The organism is Peribacillus sp. P4_D6, from assembly GCF_056401795.1.
In genome coordinates, this window is sequence record NZ_JBFUIQ010000074.1 from 1 (window position 1) to 20461 (window position 20461).

General features: G+C 45.6%; 16 protein-coding genes. 2 read left to right on the top strand and 14 right to left on the bottom strand.

The genetic code is table 11. From position 1 onward, the window contains the following. Positions 1 to 577: N-acetylmannosamine-6-phosphate 2-epimerase (locus tag AC1DVB_RS18400; RefSeq protein ID WP_477590350.1), on the top strand; the 577-nt coding region annotated here is incomplete at its 5' end. Positions 578 to 731: 154 nt separating this feature from the next. Further along, a complete protein-coding gene (locus tag AC1DVB_RS18405) occupies positions 732 to 1574 on the top strand; it encodes a MurR/RpiR family transcriptional regulator (protein WP_057278473.1) in 843 nt (280 codons plus the stop codon). A 121-nt stretch (positions 1575 to 1695) separates the two neighbouring features. Here AC1DVB_RS18405 and AC1DVB_RS18410 read toward each other — a convergent pair whose 3' ends face one another. From AC1DVB_RS18410 to AC1DVB_RS18475, 14 genes are all read right to left on the bottom strand, one after another. Then, entirely contained in the window at positions 1696 to 2145 is a 450-nt protein-coding gene (locus AC1DVB_RS18410; protein ID WP_106026265.1) for a YfmQ family protein, read from the bottom strand. A 209-nt stretch (positions 2146 to 2354) separates the two neighbouring features. Next, positions 2355 to 2549, bottom strand: coding sequence for a hypothetical protein (locus tag AC1DVB_RS18415; RefSeq protein WP_477590353.1), 195 nt, complete (start codon positions 2547 to 2549; stop codon positions 2355 to 2357). Between the two features lie 1108 nt (positions 2550 to 3657). Then, complete coding sequence (gene pdxR, locus AC1DVB_RS18420; protein WP_477590355.1) at positions 3658 to 5088, bottom strand: MocR-like pyridoxine biosynthesis transcription factor PdxR; 1431 nt, start codon at positions 5086 to 5088, stop codon at positions 3658 to 3660. A gap of 167 nt (positions 5089 to 5255) precedes the next feature. Beyond that, on the bottom strand, positions 5256 to 6824 hold the full coding sequence (locus AC1DVB_RS18425; protein ID WP_477590357.1) for a SagB family peptide dehydrogenase: 1569 nt from the start codon (positions 6822 to 6824) through the stop codon (positions 5256 to 5258). 23 nt (positions 6825 to 6847) lie between these two features. Next, a complete protein-coding gene (locus AC1DVB_RS18430) occupies positions 6848 to 8791 on the bottom strand; it encodes a TOMM precursor leader peptide-binding protein (RefSeq protein WP_477590359.1) in 1944 nt (647 codons plus the stop codon). Further along, complete coding sequence (locus AC1DVB_RS18435; protein WP_477590361.1) at positions 8788 to 10731, bottom strand: putative thiazole-containing bacteriocin maturation protein; 1944 nt, start codon at positions 10729 to 10731, stop codon at positions 8788 to 8790. The genes AC1DVB_RS18430 and AC1DVB_RS18435 overlap by 4 nt, the downstream gene beginning before the upstream one ends. Positions 10732 to 10771: 40 nt before the next feature. Continuing rightward, the gene (locus tag AC1DVB_RS18440) at positions 10772 to 11029 is read right to left on the bottom strand and encodes a hypothetical protein (RefSeq protein ID WP_454861749.1); all 258 of its coding nucleotides are present in this window, start codon (positions 11027 to 11029) and stop codon (positions 10772 to 10774) included. 392 nt (positions 11030 to 11421) lie between these two features. Next, positions 11422 to 12717 (bottom strand): uracil/xanthine transporter, encoded by a 1296-nt coding sequence (locus AC1DVB_RS18445; RefSeq protein WP_477590363.1) that lies wholly within the window; start codon positions 12715 to 12717, stop codon positions 11422 to 11424. Beyond that, positions 12714 to 12920, bottom strand: a complete 207-nt coding sequence (locus AC1DVB_RS18450; RefSeq protein WP_141242715.1) for a hypothetical protein — start codon at positions 12918 to 12920, stop codon at positions 12714 to 12716. The genes AC1DVB_RS18445 and AC1DVB_RS18450 overlap by 4 nt, the downstream gene beginning before the upstream one ends. Before the next feature lie 222 nt (positions 12921 to 13142). Then, positions 13143 to 14390, bottom strand: coding sequence for an amidohydrolase (locus AC1DVB_RS18455; protein ID WP_477590365.1), 1248 nt, complete (start codon positions 14388 to 14390; stop codon positions 13143 to 13145). Between the two features lie 27 nt (positions 14391 to 14417). Beyond that, a complete protein-coding gene (locus AC1DVB_RS18460) occupies positions 14418 to 15668 on the bottom strand; it encodes an amidohydrolase family protein (RefSeq protein ID WP_477590367.1) in 1251 nt (416 codons plus the stop codon). Positions 15669 to 15692: 24 nt separating this feature from the next. Beyond that, entirely contained in the window at positions 15693 to 16940 is a 1248-nt protein-coding gene (locus tag AC1DVB_RS18465; RefSeq protein ID WP_477590369.1) for an amidohydrolase family protein, read from the bottom strand. A 390-nt stretch (positions 16941 to 17330) separates the two neighbouring features. Continuing rightward, a complete protein-coding gene (locus AC1DVB_RS18470) occupies positions 17331 to 18896 on the bottom strand; it encodes a glutathione ABC transporter substrate-binding protein (protein ID WP_477590371.1) in 1566 nt (521 codons plus the stop codon). 99 nt (positions 18897 to 18995) lie between these two features. Beyond that, positions 18996 to 20461, bottom strand: a 1466-nt coding sequence (locus AC1DVB_RS18475) for a chlorohydrolase family protein (RefSeq protein ID WP_477590373.1), incomplete at its 5' end; no start/stop codon positions are given.

Genomic DNA, 20461 nt, shown 5'->3' on the forward strand with positions numbered 1-20461 from the left:
AGGCGGTGCGAAGTGCATTCGCGCAAACTCTGTAGCTGACATAATGGAAATCAAGAAAAATGTGGACCTTCCAGTCATAGGGATCATTAAACAGGTGTATGGACAAAACGATGTCTATATCACTCCCACCATGACCGAAATCGATGCATTGATGGAAACCAAAGCGGAAATCATTGCGACGGATGCTACAGCCCGGGTAAGGCCGGACGGTAAAACGTTAAAGCAGTTTTATGGTGAAATAAGAGCAAAATATCCGGATGTCCTGCTAATGGCGGATGTATCCACCATTGAGGAAGCCAAATACGCTGACGATTTAGGATTCGATATTGTGGCGCCCACTTTATACGGCTATACGAACGAAACTCTCGGCGAGAAAATATATCAGGATGACTATGCTGTACTCAAACAAATAGTAAAAGCAGTGAAAAAAGCGAAAGTGATCGCGGAAGGAAATGTCATCACACCAGAAATCGCCCGCTCTGTATTGGAAATGAACGTCCATGCAGTAGTGGTGGGCGGTGCCATTACCAGGCCGCAGCAAATCACCAAAAGATTCGTGGACGCCATCCAAGAATAGAAAATGGCACATGGTAATGAAAAGACCCAGACTAACAACAACAGTTTGGGTCTTTTCTTTTTCATATTCCTGTTTCCGTTCCTCCGGTTATTGACGTCCCTGCTGGATACATTAAACTATAAATACAGATAAGAAATCCGAAATGGGTGATCAAATGGAATACCTAGCAGAAAACCTCATATATGGCATAGAATGCAGCATGGACAAGTTCACCAAAACAGAGGAAGAATTGGCCCATTATATTCTGCAGCGCCCTGAAGAAGTAAGTCAGTTAACGATCAGTCAAATAGCTAAAAAGCTTCATATTTCACCTGCAACCATTACGCGTTTCTGCCAGAAATTAGCCTTTTCTGGGTTTAATGAGTTCAGGCATGAGTTAAAAAGGTTCGTCGATCTCCGAAATACGCCGAAAAACATGAAGAACATCAAGCAGGTGGATTATTTCGCTAAACTGTATCAAGATCACTTAGGTATCATTGATAATACCTTTCATATAACGACATATGACAATATCCAAAAAGCTGTCTCTTTCCTTACAAAGGCAAATAAGATTCATGTATATGGAATAGGGAGTTCTGGTATAGCGGCCCAGGAGTTCAAGTCCAAGTTCTTTCGTATCGGCTTAACTGTCGAAGCCATTACAGACCCCCATCAGTCCATGATGGATGCAGCTTTAAGTAACGAGAATAGTGTTGTCATCGGCATTTCCATTTCCGGAACGACGAAAGAAGTGATTTCTGCAGTTAAAATCGCAAAGAAGCAAGGCGCATGCATCTTGGTCTTTACTGGAGATAAGAATTCCGCACTCTCCCAGCTTGGCGACCTAACACTATTGGTCACAAGCAAAAACAGCATGCATATGGGACAAAACATCTCTCCATTGCTTCCGCTCCTTTTGCTTTTTGATTTATTATATACAGAGTTGGTAGCTAAAGATTATAAAAACCGGATAAGCATCAGGGAAAAGACTTTAAAGGTATTAACTGAGACCGACTGACTTTCGGCATCTGAAAGTTATCAATTTGCTTGCTTAGCTGAACCTTGTGCAATAGTCCTTGTCGTTATTCTTCATAAAAAAACTGCATCTCCAATTGGGGTGCAGTTCACTTTTATTCCTTTTAAACTAAATTCCTTATTACTGGCATGGAACGTTCTTGGAGGCTCTCGGAAAGAAGACTATACGCCACTACTTTATTCTTGTACTGTTTGACTACGTCCACATGGTCGTTGTAAATGTACACATATAATCTAACATCGTTTTTTCCTCTTTTTACATCCATTATAATGGGAGTCCCGCTGTTATCTGGATATAAAAACAATTTCTCGTTCCCGGGAAATATATGATTTTTTTTCAAAAACTTAGCTTCGTTAAAATAATGAAGCACTTGAACTTTATCTTCACCTTCCAAACGCTTTCCATCAAAGGTCACGATTGCATCCGCGTCACTAATTTCAGAATGTATTTTAAATTTACTCATAATCCAATTCACGGCATCGGTTGGAAGACACGTAACTAATAATTTAAGCAAACTTAAGATAATTGTCAAAATCAATACAGGCCATGTCATATTTGATCATCTCCGCTACTCTATTATTTAATGATTCATCTATATTTTTTTCATCCATAATTATGTCGAAAGGATTGTTCACTCAGCTTACAAAGGTATTGTTTCCAGGTATCGATCAGATTCTTTTCGTTCATATTTCCGTCACATTTGTGAACAAATTCACATTCCCATTCATTTTGATAGGCTATTATATAATCATTCACGGTATCTTAGGGCGATTTTATTACGAAGTAGATGATGCCCACAGTTAATATTAGGGCGAGACCGATATAAATATAACTAAGGTTCAACAAATTCCCTCTCGTTGCTGCAGAATAATTACTATCACTTTTCCCCGTTAATGAAAGGGTGCCGACCAGGGCAACTAAACAAATGACCACCACTGCTATTACACTTACCGTCATGAATCAACGCCTCCCAATATTATTTTCTATTTCCTTGAACCATTTAAAATCATTCCGATTCTCATCGCATTTCGCAGTGTAACTACATGAAGAGATCGCAAAATTACATGTAGATCGCTCTTTGTGTTTACTGAGTAAATATATTAGTAAAACCCTTCCCCTCTATAATAAAAGAACAACCATTTTTAGGACCATCCAATTCAGTAAAATTTCCACCATCCACTTGTTGATTTCCACTCCAGGCACTCGCTTTCCGCGGGCGGTCCGCCCTCGGCGCTCGCCTGCGGGGTCTCCCTTCGACGCGCTTTTCCCGCAGGAGTCTCGTACCTTCCGTTCCAATCAACTTTGTTTTATTTAGATAGAACCCTTTTGTTCACAAACTAGATAATAATTGTTTGCCGACAGCTTTTTTGTGGGTTTGTAAAATGGGAACGTTGATTTCCACTCCAGGCACTCGCTTTCCGCGGGCGGGCGGGAGCCTCCTCGGCGCGCCTGCGGGGTCTCCCATGCCACGCTTTTCCCGCAGGAGTCTCGTACCTTCCGTTCCAATCAACTTTGTGTTTTAAAAGAAGAAACTGTTGGCTCGTCTTATTCCAAACACTCTTTAAGGCTAGCTTATCCTTCATGTTTTTTCTCTTGTAMTCCTTAATGGATGGAAGAAATTTGCGACACTCCTGCCGAATTACTGGCTKRYCGAGACCCCAMAGRCGYTTGCGTCGAGGAGGCTTGGCAGACAGTCGGCGGAAAGGGAGCGGATTTCTGAAATCARCTGGATATTTATTTAGATAAGAACGTATGAAACTGATTTTCTTCGAGTTTGTTTACAAAAGGAGATTTCGGAATATCTCAGGATTTACCCTTCATGTTTTTTTCCTGTAACACTTATTGGATGGAAGAAATTTGCGACACTCCTGCCGAATWACTGGCTAGCCGAGACCCCACAGACGCTTGCGTCGAGGAGGCTTGGCAGACAGTCGGCGGAAAGGGAGCGGATTTCTGAAATCAACGGAAATTTTTTAATAAAAAAAACTGCATGCAAACTGATTTTTCATCAAGTTTGTCTACAGTGGAAATCATCATGACTCTCTCTCATGAATATCGCATATGATTATAAACTTTTTACCGCCTCTGCAAACCTTTTGATGCCTTCGTGAATGGAATCCTCATTTTCCCTTCCAAAAGTAAAGCGTACGTATTCCTTATTTGTACCTAGCGTTGAACCCGGAACATATATGACTCCTCTTTTGATGGATTCCTCCAGTAACTTTATTTCGTTCAATGGCACTTTCAGCTTACACCACAAATGAATTCCGCCATTTGGCGAATGATAATCTACTTCCTTTTGCAGGAATTGTTGAAGACTCGAAACCATTGCATCCCTTCTTTTTTCCAGTTGCCTCCTTAAGCCGGCAAGATGGGCAGGAAAATATTCTGAATCCAAAAAATCATTCGCTATCCATTGAGTGAATGAGCCATGACCGAAGTCAACCTGCTGCTTAGCATCCGATAGTCTATCTATGACTGATTTCGGTCCAATGATCCACCCAATTCTTAAACCGGAAGCAACAATTTTTGACAAAGAGCTTATGTATAAAACATTTCCGTTGTTGTCCATCGATTTAAGAGTGGAAATTTCTTCTCCGGCAAAGGACATTAAACTATAAGGATCGTCTTCTATGACCGGTATTCCATATTCGGATGAAAGCTCAAGAATCCTTTTACGGCGGTTGATATGAAGGACAGTTCCTGTAGGGTTTTGAAATATAGGGTTCAAAAAAATCATCCTGATCCGATGTTTTTTATGGAGTTCCAGTAAATCCTCTGGGTTGATGCCATCTTTATCAACCGGCAAAGGAAAGGTTCTTAGCCCCGCGGATTGAAAGATGGGAAGGTTGTAACCATATGATGGATCTTCCAATACAACGGCATCCCCTGGCTTTAACAAGCATTGGACCACCAGATGCAGGGCTTGCTGTGCACCAGAAGTAATGAGTATAGAAGATGGATCCGAGTCAATTCTCCTATACTGTTTAACATGATTGGCTATCGTTCCCCTTAAAACCGCATTGCCTTGAGGGTGATCATAACCTAAGCTACCAATGAAGGATCGATTGGAAATGATCTCACGTAAGGATTGGACTGGAAATAAGTCTTCTGAAAGCTCCCCGCTAGCTAAGTTAATAAGGTTATGCCCTTCCGTTTCTTTACGTATTTTTTGGGTTACTGGCATATTGGGCAAAAAAGAACCCGCTTCGATATATCTATTCCAGCTAGGGATACGTTTTCGGGTAATTCCCCAAATATCTTTGCTGATCATCGTTCCGCTTCCTTTTTTTCGTTCAACCAGCCCATTTGCTTCCAATTCATCATAAGCCGCAACAACTGTGCTTCTGTTAACTCCCAGTTCACTTGCCAGGAAGCGTTCAGACGGTAACGGCTTATCCAATAGGAACGTTCCATCAGCTATGCCACTCTCGATGTAAGCGGCTATTTGTTTATATAAAGGCTTCTTGGATTTTCTGTCCGTTTTCCATTCCATAAGCTACATCCTTTAAAATGTTTAGTTAAAAGCGTAATGCATTAATACTTTATCTACTTATTCATTCAGTATAATCTTCAGCAGCGATTATTGCACTCGCCACACTGCAATATAAAAATGAAGGCCTCCATTCCTTAAATGAAATGGAGGTTTTCGTTTCATCTTCTTCAACTATGCAGACTCCCCTTCAGCCAAGGGCGATTCAGATAGTGTCCGATCGGGATTTGAATCAGGCTCGTTTTCCTTTGCGGGCCGTCTATCTTATAAAGTTCATCACACATATTCACATCAAAGCCGAGCAGCGGGTGCCCATTCATTCCAAGGGCTGACGATGCCAGCAGTAATTTCTGAACGAGCATCCCCGCCTCCATTTGCTGGATGCGGTATCCTCTATATCCAAGTTGCGTTTTGGAATGGTCCCGCTCACCAACTACATGTATGCAGATCGGCACTTGCTGAAAATTCATGATATCGAGGGACATTCCGTATTGCAATAGGAGCCGATGATCTCCTGGTTGTATTTGCCGTAATGAATGTGTGGTGCTGTCATAATGGTAGGCACCATCTTGTATGTCTTCCACATTATATAAACAAGCATAGAGGGAAACGCGATTTCCGTTGTTCCCGTTTGTTCCATCCAAGTCATTTCGATAGGAGAACGAAGCGGTTGCCTCCTGCAGGAGAGCGGCCAGTTGCGATTGACTGACTTTCCCGAGTACAAAGTCCATTTCAGGTGAAAATCGCTTCCGGCAAACTGATGCCAAGTCATAGGACAACCGCTTCACGATAGGAAGGGCTACAATTTCCCCTTCTGATTCCGTCCCATTCTTTGGATGGATCCGCCGGAATGATTGGGTGAATTCGATCATGGATGCTTCATTCATTTTAGTCAGCATCGGAAATTCCCTGATCCTTTGGGACCGAACATAGTGCTCAGGCTGAATTCCCTTTAATTCCAGCAATAATTCCGTCGAAGTGACAGGTCGGTCCATACTCCTTTCTTCCCTAAATCTCCAAGAAGGCTCTGATGATAAGGGGATCGCCGCATACGTGCTCTCTTCGTCCTCCGAAAGCCCGAGCAGATGATTGATGGCCCGATCAAGGAATTGGAAGCACACCCCCGCAGCGATTCCAAAGCGTTTCGCCACTTCGAGCAACTGTCCAAGAAGCACCCCTGCATCAAGACCTTGCAGACGGTATGAAAAGTTATTATATTTGTAGAAGTTTTTCCAAAACATCGTCGATACGAAAACCGTGCCAAAGCAAGCGGACATATCAATGGTTCCACCAAGAGCCTTTGTTACATATGAATCGAAATTCCCTTCCCGCAGCAAAACCAGCCGGTGGTGTGCTGCATCATAATGGTATACGCCAGCAGGTAATCCCTCGATCTTCAAGTATACGTACAATTCGCTTGGATACAAAGCTCCCCCAGATGGCGGAAAGCGCCGGAATGACTGCATGAGGTCCTCAGATTCCGAGGATCTCGGTACCTGACTGACTTGGGTCAGGCCATAGGCATACCAGAGGAAATGACCGATTCCCTCGAGGCCCTGCTTTGAAGGCCCGCTTTCCCCCTCGAGCGTCAGCGGCACCTCCAGTGATAGCGGAAAAACAGGCAAGTCACGGTAAAGCTTATACGTTAGCGGTGCATCATCCCAATCCACTTCCCAATCCGGCGGACTTGCCTTTTCGATATCAAAATGTAAATTGTGCAAAAATTCCTCTAGACTCATCCTCCAACCTCCTACGTCACCGCTTATGGAAAAGGATGCGGATGCGGATTGAGCTGTTCGAAATCAAGCGGCCGTTCAGCATATCCAAGTTCCATCGGAACCCTCAGTATTCTCTCAAGCCCCGTTATGCGGGTAAGATGATGGCCGAATGTCATCGGCAGCATCCCCGGGATCAGGACTTTCACGCAATGTAATCCATTCCGTGCAATCTCCGGTGTCGTCTGATCCACCACAATCACCTCGAGTTGCAATCGGCGAAACTGCTGAAGGATTTCCTGCAAATCTTCCGTCAAATCCGGATGGTTCACCTTTTCCCCATATTCTTCAGCGAAAGTTCTCATCGGGCGGTCATCATCCAGCAGAAACTGCAGTCGCTCTTCGGCTTGCGGTAAACCGTACAGCATGCCATGATCATCCATTTTCCGTACCAGTGAGGAATCCTGCAGCATTTTCTCAACCTCATCCCGGTTCTCTTCCAATTTATCGTCAAGTGTCAGCATCATGCCGGCCAACTCGAAGACCGCGCTTTTCACAGCCCGGACCGGGTCGAGATGGGCCCCTGCCGCACAGATGATATTCAATCCTTTTTGTTTCCTGTTTTTCGCCAGCGCCCATACGCTCGGTATACCATGTTCCATTGTCGCATTAAACAAATGGATGTCATATCCCGCTGCCGCCCTCGCCCTGTCAATCATCAGCTCGAGTTCTTTGTCATTTGCAGAATAAGGGTCAAGGCGTGTGAGTGGCAGCTGCGCATACCAGGTCAGAAGGAACGAATCACGTTCGACCACTTCCATGATGCCGTAGAAAATGGCCTCCTCCAAACTTCCCCCTAAAGCACAGCCATTGGAAGTTTCATAGACAAATCCATGACCGCAGCCCAAGCTGTAATAGGAAAGCAATTCCGGGACCAAGATCGGTCTCTCTTGCAAGAATGAGTGGCCCCATACCCAATCTATCGAGCGGTCGGGATTAAACGGTTGAAACGGGAAATCATGCTGTGCGTAATTTTCCTTCGAGTGCACCCCGATCCTGGTGGGGTCGAGCGCAGAATCTTTAAGGTTGTTGTAGCTGTCATGTATGACTGTCCGTTTACCTCGGGGCTCCATTCCGCAATACCTTTCCAATCCCTCCAATATGGCCGTCATCTCACTGACCGCATATGAGAGAGTCCGGCCAGCCGCCCCCTCATCGCCTATGAATAAAGGCAAATTAACACTTACATCGGCAAATGGCGGCACAAGGTCTATCATTTTATTATTCAGGAATCCTGTGCGGTGGTCCAAGTAATCCTTGGCCAGCACTTCATTCAGCTCATCCATTGAACGGGTTCGGTAACTGTCGGGACTGATTTTCGGACTTGGCTGCAACGAAATTCTTGCACGCTCTTTCGAGTCATCAGGTAATGTTGAGCAAACCGGACACAATGGATCTGGTAAAAAGGAATGCCAAGAACCATTCAGCGTTTTCAGGCTGATTAAAGATACATGCCCTTCCGAACGGGCGCTCTCTCCTTTCATCACCTTCCTTACCTCTGCACAAATCAAGTGGGCCATCTGTAAAAGGCCAGTGCGGGATGCCGCCGGATCACGCTCCATCCCCCCATTTTCCTCCAGCTGCTGGCGGATTCCCCACATTTCTTTTCGATCACGCCCGGCCATGAGATGCCTTTGGTCCGCACACTGTGAGCAGCCAGGAACACCAGGGTGCACCAACGGCCCTACCACTCCCTCTCCAAATGATACGAACCCCCGCAGCCATGGAATGCCCGCTTGCCTTATCACCTCTTCCGCCTTTACATGCACAGCGGGATTCCAAGCATCTTGCAACAGAAGGACCATCGCCGTGGTTTGCGGGATTCCTGCCTCGAAATCGGTTTGGCGATTCACCTGATATTGGCCGGACAGGTCCCCATGAACATGGTCGGCCAACACTCCTTCCCCGACAACCAATACGTCAGTTTTCACCCTGATTCCTCCTCTCGCAAAAACACCCCGAACACACCTGCCATTTCTTCCTTCAAGAAAGGTTCCAGATCCATTTCGAAAACGTGAATTCGCTTACTGTTCTTCTTCAAAACTTGAATGGCGGACTGTACCAGTTCGGAATTCCCTTTCACCCCGCATGAAGGAATCACAAGATCCACCTTTTCTTCTTCAAGAACAGGTGATACCACTAAACCTGGAGCTGTTAAGCAAACGGTCTGGTTTTGGACTTTCATGACGGCCTTTTGCAATGCGTTCCGTAATGCGATCGTTACATTCAAACCGACAGCGCCGGACCAGCCATCGCTCGTTCCTGCCCAAACTACCGGGAAGCCTGACACTCCCTCACCCAAGGCGATGATCGGATCTCCCTGCAGCCGGGTCAACGCTTGTAGATAATACCTGCAGCGCTCATCTTCCACTTGAGCCAATTGCACCGTCACAAGTTTCTCTTGGTTGAATCGCTCATTTAAAAACTCTGTATCCAAACTGCTTTGCAGTCCACGGCAGACACATTCAGCAAAAGTTTCCCCTGCTCCAACACCGATCGATTCCTTTATTTCATCTGCTTCCTGAAGCGGAGGAAGAGTCGCAACGAGCTGGCTGAGTGTTCTGGATGCATATGCTTCAACTCCTGCAAGACCGGTTTCCCTCCTCGCTTCCTCATGCGTCAGATCTGAACGGATGATTTCGGGCAGGAGTCCGGCCGGACCGGACGATAGCGGATCCACGACCTGAACGCGGCATTGAGCGAGCGGCAGCTGTTTTAAATCCCCCTCATCCCAACGATGAAAGATACCGGATTCCGCGGATGTCAACCGGCTGAAATACATAAATACTTTCCCCGGTTCAACCGGGTCCGAATTCTGTTCAAGCCGCCGTTCAAGATCTTCAACCCATGCAGCAGTCCCTTTACCCGTCACGCCAGGGTGGGGAATGAACGGATGCCATTTTCCCTCCAATGTATCCATATCCAACAGATAAAATTGATTGGCTTGTTCTGCAGTCGTAACGCCTGCAGCGTCTTTAAACCATTCGAATACCATTATATTGGCTAACATCGCTCCGGCTGTGGCGGAAAAAGGAGATGATGCCTGATTCTTTTCCAGCTCAGCTTGATGTAAACGATGCCACGCTGACTCCCAGCACCCCTTGGAATCCGGATGGACGAGCGGTCCAGCCATGCCTACTTGATTGATGATCAACGCAGGAAACAGGATCTTTTCCCCTTGCCTGCAAACCGAATGCAGTTCTCTTAATTCCTCTATATCACCCTCCTGTGACACATATAAGATCGAGTCAAAAGGCCGCACGATCTCCCGCCATTCAATCTCTGTTCCCTTTTCAAGCATGACCTCCTCTATGGCAACCTCGTCGTCTGTCTTACGCGCATGTGCCACGATCTCGTTCAATCTTTTTCTATTGGTCGGTACCGTGTCCGTAATGAGGATTTGGAAAGCAGGCAATCCGGATTCAATCAGCGAGGACACCAATGAAAGGAACAAGGGGCCAGATCCTATAGCCAACACCTTTTTCTTTCGATAAGTTTCAAAACGGTAAGCCCCAGAATCGCCGCAGCCTTCCAGGAACTCGATTTGCGAAGCATACCTTTCAAGAACTTGATTCCTTAATTGATGGGGACTGTCCTGACTTACATCCCGAACAAACCCATTACCGTACAGAACCTCGGCAATTTCCATCACCCTGTTCCGGTATGGGTCAGGCAATCCATCCGTCAACTCGCTTAATGTATGGTTCCCGTTGAACATCGGCAATAACTTTTCAATCCACTGGACGATCGAGCTGCCCTCCATACGGAACGAACTTATGTTATTCCTGAAATACACTCCTCTGTTTGGTTCCGGAAGAAAAAAAGTATCCCTTTTCACTTTCAAACGCATAGAAGGGGTCAAATTCACCATTCCGCTCCTCCTAACCCGAAGCATTCTAAGTTCTGCTTCATCAATTCACTATCATCCTATGTACGACAATTTGTCTCTTATGTCTAATGCCATAAAGAAAAGTCCCTGCTGCACCGCAGGGACTTTTCTTTAGAAGACCTGAAACCTTAACCGCCGCAACGTCCGCAACGTCCGCAACGACCGCCGCATCCGCCGCAGCGTCCGCATCCACCACAGCGTCCGCACCCACCACAGCGACCGCCGCAACCAAAGCAGCCAAAACATAAGAAACAGCCAAAACAACCAAAGCCGCCCACACCAATGAATTGTCGAGACGAATCATCCAAACTATACTGGTTTTGCTCCCAAGGAACTGGCTGAGTCACCTGGAAATCATCGACATTCAGATTTTGCAATTGATTTTGAAATTCATACATCTTATATAACCTCCGTTTATTAATTAATAAGGCAAATCTTAAAACAGGAACTCGAAACGAAATGGTCAGGGAATGAACAGCACATCAAATACTCCCTCCAACAAAATATGTAAGGGGATTGGGTATTGCTACTGATTACAACGCCCATTTCCCATTAAAAGACCCATGAAAAAACAGAAAACCGGAAGGGGAATACCCTTCCGGTTTTCATGATCGCCTCTTCAATTAGCATTGTCGTTTCCCTTTATGTATAGCCTTTTCAATCAAAGTCCCATTAGTTATGCAGTTGTTCATAACGAGTCCAGTTGACCGATTTTTCCAGCACGATTGATATCAATACTCCCATTATGAGCCCATTCGTCAAAAAGGGCTGTAATAACGCGGGCAGGTTCGAAAATGCAGTAGGCAGGACATTCATCAAACTCACGCCAATCAATACTGGTACGGCAAGCCTGAATATCGTGTCTGAAGTGAAATTCTGACCCTTGACGCTGTTGAAAGCCGTACCGAACAGCTGAAGGTACGCAACGAACAATACTGCATTCCCGACTGTTATCGGCATCGTGGCCAGGAAAGAGATGAAAGGCGGAATGAGCCCGATTATGGTCAATAACATGCCTCCAAGCAAGAAGGGCTTCCGCTCATAGATTTGGGTACTCTGCAAAAATCCAATCGATGAAGTAAAAGGTGTATACGGAACAAGGCCAAGCAGCGGAGCGAAAATGGTAAATCCGCCAGTCATGAATAAAGAATTTCGATACTGCTTGTGTTCAGCTTCATCACCGATTAATTCCGATGCAGCCTGAATGGAAGCGAACGTGTTGCACAAATTCAGCAATCCTGCAAAAAAGGAAATCGCTATGATCCCGAATTGAAGGTTTGGAGCACCTAATGGGAAAAATGAAAAAGCGGCACCCGYCGATCCCATTTCTCCCCCGGCCTCCGGAAATAGCAGCTCGTAAAAAATCCATCCCACTATAATCCCGATCAATATCGAGAAATTGCTTATTTTCCTTGGTCCTTTTATTTTTAATATACTGACTAGAAGTACAATCCCCACTGATAGGAAACTGACCGGGATGTTGATTTCGCCATTCTCCGTAATCCCCAGCATCCCCTTAAAGAAGACAAAAATGAGCTGGAACGTCAAAAGGAATAAATAAACCGTCATGACCATGGGAGTGAAAATCTTCTGGACATGAGATATCAGGTTGAAGGCAGAAATAATGAGGGTCACGACACCCGCAGCAATGAGGCCAGTAGCTATGCCCCCTCCTATCTCAGCATAACCGAGACCTATGGATGGTGCAGATAAACCTAAATTAAGCATTACTCCCCACAATAGACCGGAGTGACCTTCCATAAGTGGATACTTATGCCCCTTCCACCCCTGAAACACGCAAGCGATCCCCGTGAAAATGAGCGAGCTTCTCATGGTCATTTCCGTAACATTGGGGGGAAGATCAAAAGCTGCGCCAATCGATATGGGCACAACTACCGTATTTGCAAAAATAAAAAACAACCATTGAAAAGAAGAAAATAGAGTCACAGAAGATCTCCAACTTTTCATAGATTCCATCTCCTTTGAACATGATACTTTTCAAACTCATGGTGAATTTCACTTGTCCTTCCCTTGAAAATGGCGAAAGGACAGCACCATGTTAATAGACGCGGTCCCGGATGGTCCGCTGCTGCATTGCTGGACACATGACTTATGTCATATGACCTTTGCAGATGCATGAGAAATGATAACGTTCCCATTAATAGTAACAAAGACTGCGGCTCCCCGCTAATTTGTTTGCTTGGATAAAGGATGCAAGGCAGGCAAGCAGAGCGTTTTAAAATATAATAATGATAAAGACTGGGGGGCTAATTCATATAGCCAAAAAAAATCACTTCCACAGCATATAACATATGTAAATAAAAGTACACGGAAGCCGCCAAAAACGAAAAAGGAAATCCGGAAATATCCAGAAATCCTTTTTTTGGTTCAGTCTACCGTTCAATGGACTGCTTTTGTTTATATAGTGAACCGGAAACCAAGTTCCCCTTGTAAATGACCGCTTTACGTTCCGAACGTCTGGCAACTGCCTCTGCAGAACAGCTTGCGTCAATTAACACCAGACTTCCGGCATCCCCAACTTTCGGCCATGCCTGGTTACCCTTATCATCCAATGGGGTTTTTCCGCCAGTTATATATCCGAGTGTCCGGGAAAGCGAGACTTCATCAATCCATTTGAAACGTTCTGCGAGCCTTCCTGCCCTCTCCAAAATGTCACCATTCCCAAGAGGTGACCATACATCAAAGATATTATCATTTCCTACTGATACTTCAACCCCTCTTTCATGTAATAAATCAACAGGGGGCATCTGCCTGTTGATCGGGACACTGGTGACGATGGAAATCCCCGCCTCCCTAAGAATGTCAGCCAGTTCATAGGCTTCTTCCCTGGAAACGTCCCCGATGCCGAACGCATGGCTTAATGCCACCCTTCCTTCCCAGCCCGCTTGCTTGGCCAGAGCTGCCAAACGTTTCATGGTGAACGTGCCCAGATGGCCGGGATCATGTAAATGCAAGTCCACATCAGCATTAGCTTCCACTGCTAAATCCATCAATTGCACGAGCGATGCTTCAATATTGTTATCGACTGTGGCCGGATCCACCGCCCCGACGATTCCTGCTCCGTTTCGCAATGCCTCCCTGACAAGTTTGACAGAGCCGGACCGCAGCAAACCGTGCTGCGCAAATGCGACGATTTCTGAACTGAGTCGATTGGAATAGCCAGCAAGCGCCTGCTGAACTTGCTCTAAGTTTTGCAAGCCCGCTTCCGGATAGATATCAACGTGAGTCCGAATATGTGCAGATCCGGAAGCTAACAGGATTTCCAGTAAAGATTCTGCACGTTTACATGTACTTGTTGCAATGGAAGGCAGAACCCTCTTCTCATTTTCAAAGCGTTCAATGACACTTGAAGAAGGAGTGCACGCTCTCCAAACATCCCCCATCAGCGTCTTATCAAGATGGACATGCTTTTCAATGAAGGATGGAAGCGCCAGCAATCCTTTTGCATCTTCCACTGGTAAATCATCACGTACGGCTTCCCCATCTTTGACTATCTTCGTGATCCTGCCATCCTCCATCAACAGATGAAATAACCCGGTGATCGTTCCTGTAACTCTTTCATTCTCTTTCCGATAACCACATTCCAAACGAACATTCTTTAACCAATAGATTCTATTCATGATCTTCTCCCTTCTTGAACCATATCTTCAATTCGACTTCAAGGCAAATTCGCGATCAAGTCCGCCGTATACCAGGTTTCCATCGACCATGACCGCAGCCCGCGTCGATCTCCTGGCAACTGCTTCGGCAGCACATGATGCATCCACCAAAACCATAGTTGCGTCATTTCCCACTTTCGGCCATAAACGATTTCCTTCATCGTCCAATGTCTTGACTCCGCCCGTAATGAATTGGAGCGATTGAGACAATGCATACTCGTCCTTCCAGTTGTACCTCTCAGCCAATCGGCCTGCCTTTTCCAGCATATCGCCAGTACCGAATGGGGACCAGGAGTCGTAAAAGCCATCGCAACCGAGAGCAACATGGACACCTTTCTCATGCAGTGAATCAATCGGGGGCATGACCCGGTTGATCGGAACCGTAGACATGATCGCTATCCCCAGGTTTGATAATTCACTGGCCAGTTCATTCGATTCTCCTATTGAAACATCACCAAGTGCAAAAGCATGACTGATGGCCGCTCTGTTTTTCCATCCTGCTTCATCGATCAAAGAAGCCAGTTTCTTGATCGTATATAAACCAAGGTGACCGGGATCATGTATATGAATATCAATATCTGCATCAAATTCAACAGCCAAATCGACCATTTCATACAGGGAAGCTTCTATATTATTATCCACCCCGCCAGGATCCAGGCCGCCCACCAAGGACGCCCCTTCTTTCATGGCTTGTCTCATCAACCCTTTTGAATTCGTTCTTAGCAGTCCGTGCTGCGGGAAAGCCACGATCTCGTATGTCATTTTCCCTTTGAAACGATATAGGGCACGTTGAATCTCTTCCAAGTTCTTCATACCAATGTATGGATCGATATTTACATGCGTCCTTACATGCGTTGCCCCGCCGCTTAACAATAGTTGAAGCATCCGTTCAGCCCGGAGCTGTCCAGTTTCAGCCAGTTCTGCAAGCTCTTTTGCTTCTAATTTTAAGCGTTCGATTAAGTTCGGAACCGGAGTGCATGATTTCCATGGCAGTCCTAAATACGTCTTGTCGAGATGGTTATGCATCTCTTTAAAAGGAGGAAGTGCAAGCAGCTTTCTCGCGTCGTGAACAGGACCATCCGTTTTCAAAGGCATAGTTGAAGCCAATTGCATGTCCTCTATGATCCCATTTTTTATATACATGTTGTATGTACCTGTTTTCGTCCGATCAATTCGTTCATTCTCAAAAACAAATCCACTATCAAGCGTAACGTTTGTAAGCCAGTATGCTTCATTCATCCAATCACTCTCTTTATTAAAAGATTAAACACCTGTCGTCTCAAAAGATGAAATGGATCCGCTAACAACATTGCCCMTGAAGATGACAGCAGCACGCTTCGCCCTTCTAGCCACCGCTTCCGCTGAACAGCTGGCTTCAAGCAAAACGATATTCGCCTCATCCCCGACATTAGGCCATGCCTTGACCCCGTCTTGGTTTAATGGGGTCTTCCCTCCTGTTATGAATTGCAGGCTTTTCGCTAAGGAACGTTCATCAATCATGCGAAACCTCTCTGCAAGGCGACCGGCCTTTTCCAGATTGTCCCCGATCCCAAATGGTGTCCAATGATCAGTGATGCTGTCATTACCCAATTCCACTTTCACCCCTTTTTCATGAAGCAGGGGGATGGGGATCGTTCTGAAGATGGGCACTGTGGATGTAATCGATATTCCTGTTTCCGAAAACCTTTCGGCTATGCCCGTAGCCTCCGGGACTGAAAGATCTGCCAACCCGCTGGCGTGGCTAACCGTGACCCTTCCTTGCCAGCCTGCGTCTTCCGTCATTGAAGCAAGTCGCTGCATGGTGAAGAGACCAAGGTGATCCGGATCATGTAAATGGACATCGATATCGGAATTGGATTCAACCGCGATATCCATGATCGTTTCAAGTGACCGCTCTATGTTTTCATCAATGGTGGCGGGGTCCACACCTCCTACCAGATTCGCCCCATTCTTCATGGCCTCCCTTATTAACCGAACGGAATCGCTGCGTAAAAGTCCATGCTGTGGGAATGCGACGATTTCATATGTCAATTTATCCTTATAGCCTTCCAGTGCCTGAATGGTCGCTTCCAAGTTCTTCAGTCCGATGACGGGGTCGATGTTGCAATGTGTGCGTATATGGGTAGATCCGAAGTTCAATAATAAATCGAGCATTTTCTCTGCTCTTACTTTAGCGGTAGGCAATAATTCGGGCAGCAAGACCTGCTCTTCCTCTATCCGGGTTTTCACGCCATTAATGGCAGGCATGCAAGCCTTCCACGGACCGCCATAGTACGTTTTATCAATGTGGATATGCATTTCCTTAAACGAGGGAACCATCAGGAGACCGTGAACATCATGCTGCGGATCCTGATCCGTTATCGATTCCTTCGCCGATAAAATGGAAGAAATTTTCCCACTTTCAATCTTGATGTGGTAATTGCCGGTTTCAGTTCCGGTGATCGTTTCATTTTCATTATAAATAAAACCATTTTCCAAGCGGACATTCGTTAACCAATACGATTGAGACATTACACTCACCCTTTCATTCCAGATTGACTATGCATCACTTTCATTATAGTTTTAAAGATCAACAAATAATTTCAGTATTTTTACTCGTTTTTATGTTATTTTTACTTATTGTGCCAAAGAAAAAGGCTCACCCTAATGGATGAACCCTTTCAGACTGAAGACAACTCGATGAAAACTCAGTTTGCCTGCAGTTTTTTAAAAAGTTCAATTGATTGAAGAGATCCGCTCCCTTTCTTTTATAGACGTTGATTGAAACGTAGGGCACTCGCTTTCCGCCTGTGGGGTCTCGGCTAGCCAGTAATTCGGAAGGAGTGTCGCAAATCCCTTCCAATGAGGATTACAAGAAAGAATCATTCTTCAGACTCCTAACACCTTTCCTCTACACACTGCTCACTTGATCGTTACGTCATTTATCTCCAGGTAGCCTGAAGGGCTGATTGAAAATCCTTTTACTTCTTTGGCTACTGCAGCAACATTTTCTATGACCCTTACAGGAATGTACGGGGTGTCAGCCATTTCGATTTCCTGTGCCTCTGCGTATAGTTCTTTGCGTTTCCCTTCTTCTTTTTCCTTCCTGGCGGCATCTATTAAACGATCAACCTTTTGATTGCTGTAAAAGAATGTGTTACCTGCCGCTCCCTGTGATTCCGTATGAAAAAGGTTATATTGATTATAATCAGCATCCCCGGTCGCGTTTCTCCAACTGATGATGAACATTTCCGATTGTCCTTTATTCACTTGTTCCACGAATGAACCGTACTCCATGACCTGCACTTTCAAATTAATCCCGATCCCTTTCAGTTGGGATTGCAGGACCTCAGCCAAGTTGACTCTTTCTTTACTGTCCATTGTCAGGATGGTCGCATCCAAGCCTTTTGAATATCCAGCTTCGGCCATCAGTTTCTTTGCTTCCTTTAAGTTGTAATCATAGGCTTCGAGATCTTCGTTGTACCCGAATACTTTAGAGCCCATCAAGGAGTTCGCCTTTACTCCCACATTATTGAAGACACCCTTGATAATCGAGTCCATCTCAATGGCATGGGCAATGGCTTTACGGACCCTTTCATCATTGAACGGTTCATTATTGACATTAAAGCCTAAATATTCGGTACCATACCCTTCACTGCGGTAAACATCCATTGCCGGTGATGATTCCACCTGATCCATGACCGCTACAGGAAGCGGCTCGGCGATATGCGCTTCACCAGTTTCTATCATCGATATCCTCGTGGAGTCTTCCGGGACGACCTTGAAGATGACCTTGTCCACTTTTGGCTCGTCTCCCCAATAGCTGTCGTTTTTCGTCAATGTGATTTCCTGGCCTGGGGACCATGAATCAAAAGCGAAAGGACCGGTTCCATTCGGTTCCTGGATAATCTTTTTGCCATACTTTTYAATCGTTTTCGGACTGATGATTCCGCCCTCGTGATTCGCCAATATGGAAAGGAGAGGGGAGAAAGGCTCCTTCAGGATGAATTGCACGGTAAATTCATCAACCGGTTTCACCTCTTTCACCATATCGAATACTACCGCTCTGGGAGAAGCGACCGCCGGATCCAATAGTCGATCAAACGTCTTCTTTACCGCATCTGCATTAAATGGTGTGCCATCATGGAACTTTACATCTTCCCTAAGCTTGAATTCCCAGGTCGTGTCATTTATTTGCTTCCATTTTTCTGCTAGCATTGGCTGTATCTCACTATTCTCATCCCGCTGTACAAGACCTTCATAGATTTTATGGTGAGTGACGCTAGCGGCGTTAATCGTGGACATGAACTGCTGATCCAAATTCTCAGCGTCGGATAGGCGGGCAATGACCAATGTACCCCCTCCGTTTGATGCTTTGTTCGGATCACTTGCTGTTGTGCTTACGTCATTGTTAGAAGAACAGCCTGTAATGATGATAGCCATGATCATGACTAGAAAAAGCTTTCCTGCCCCACGTTTTACCCCCATGGTCTTCTACCTCCCAATTTCATTTTTTGAACATTTATCTAATTATAGGAAATATTCTGACTATTTTTTCGAATATCTTTACTATGTTTTTCATTTTCTTTACTTGTTTTCACAAATGGCTTCTGTAGCGCTTACCGATTCAACGACCTTGAATGATGGCTTAAACAATTCATTCTCGGGAAGTTCCTGATAGTCCCTTTCCATATAGCCTCTTCTCATCTTATTGAAATATAGCTGCCCCTTATATTTGATTTCCGTTAAATCAAGGTCGGGGATTAATTGATCCTTCATGACCACCTTTCCATTGATGATCGATAATTTAACGTCCCTCCCGGATCCGCTTGCGAACATGGTTCGAATCGGATCATCGATTACCCCCATATGGAAACCGTCCAGGTCAATCGCGATGATATCCGCCTTGGCCCCCGCGGCGATGCGTCCTAGATCGTTCCTGCCAAGAAAAGCGGCCGCATCAAGTGTGGCTGACCGGAAGAAATCGGCATAGACAGAGCCTTCCGTTTCTCCTGCCGCCAGCCGTGAGAGCATGCTGCCTGTCCTGACGTTCTGGAACATATCAGGAGGGAATGTGTCCGTTCCAAGGGCTATATTGATCCCAGCCCGTTTATATTTGGCAAAAGACTCTAACGCCTCCCCATGCCTCCCGATGATCAGCGGGCAATGGATCACCGTTGTATTCGTTTCCGCAAGCAGCGCCAAGTCATCACCCTGGCCATATTTCGCTTTGCTGTATCCTGAAATAAAGTGGGCGTGCGGGATCCCTGTTCTTGGACCGAGAAAGCCAAGGTCATACAAATATCTGATCGGTGTAACATGATGGGCTTCCCAGATGGTGCTGAATTCAAAGCTTCCTTGTGCAGCATGAAGCTTTATGGGTACATTCAATTTTTCGCTGTAATATTTAATCTGTTTTAATTGATCGGCCGTTTGGGACTCAATCCGTTCTGGAGCAAGCATCCCCCTGACCATGCCTTCATGGGCTCCATCGAATTTTTCCACAAACTCGACCGCTTTCCGTAACCCCGCTTCACCGGCTTTTTCATCCCAATGCAGTTTGATTCTCCCGTCAGGCTGGACGGCTCTCATTCCTGATTGGAAACTCGGGCCAAGGTAAATCCTTAATCCCAAGCCAGCGGCATGTTCTGCGGCAGCTGCCAATTCATCATAGGTTTCAGCCCAGCTTTTATAAAAGATGGAAGTAATGGGCATCGCCGTCGTCACGCCATGCAGTATGAGCTGTGAATAAGCATATAGTGATTTAAACGCTTCTTCTTCCTTGGTCATTAATTCGGGATGTCCGCTTTTTATAAAATTCTCCGACCAAAGAAGGTTTTTCTGTCTGTCGGCACCGGCTTCAAAATGTAAAATATCATGGTCAATGTCCCCTAATGCATTTAAATCTATGAACCCGGGACTGATAATCGCATTACCGGCATCCATTACCTCGTCCACTTCTTCTGGATAATTTTTTCCGACATACAAAATCGTGTCTTTTTCATAAACGATCTCCGCGTTTTCCAAAATGACATGATCGCACCCATCATACC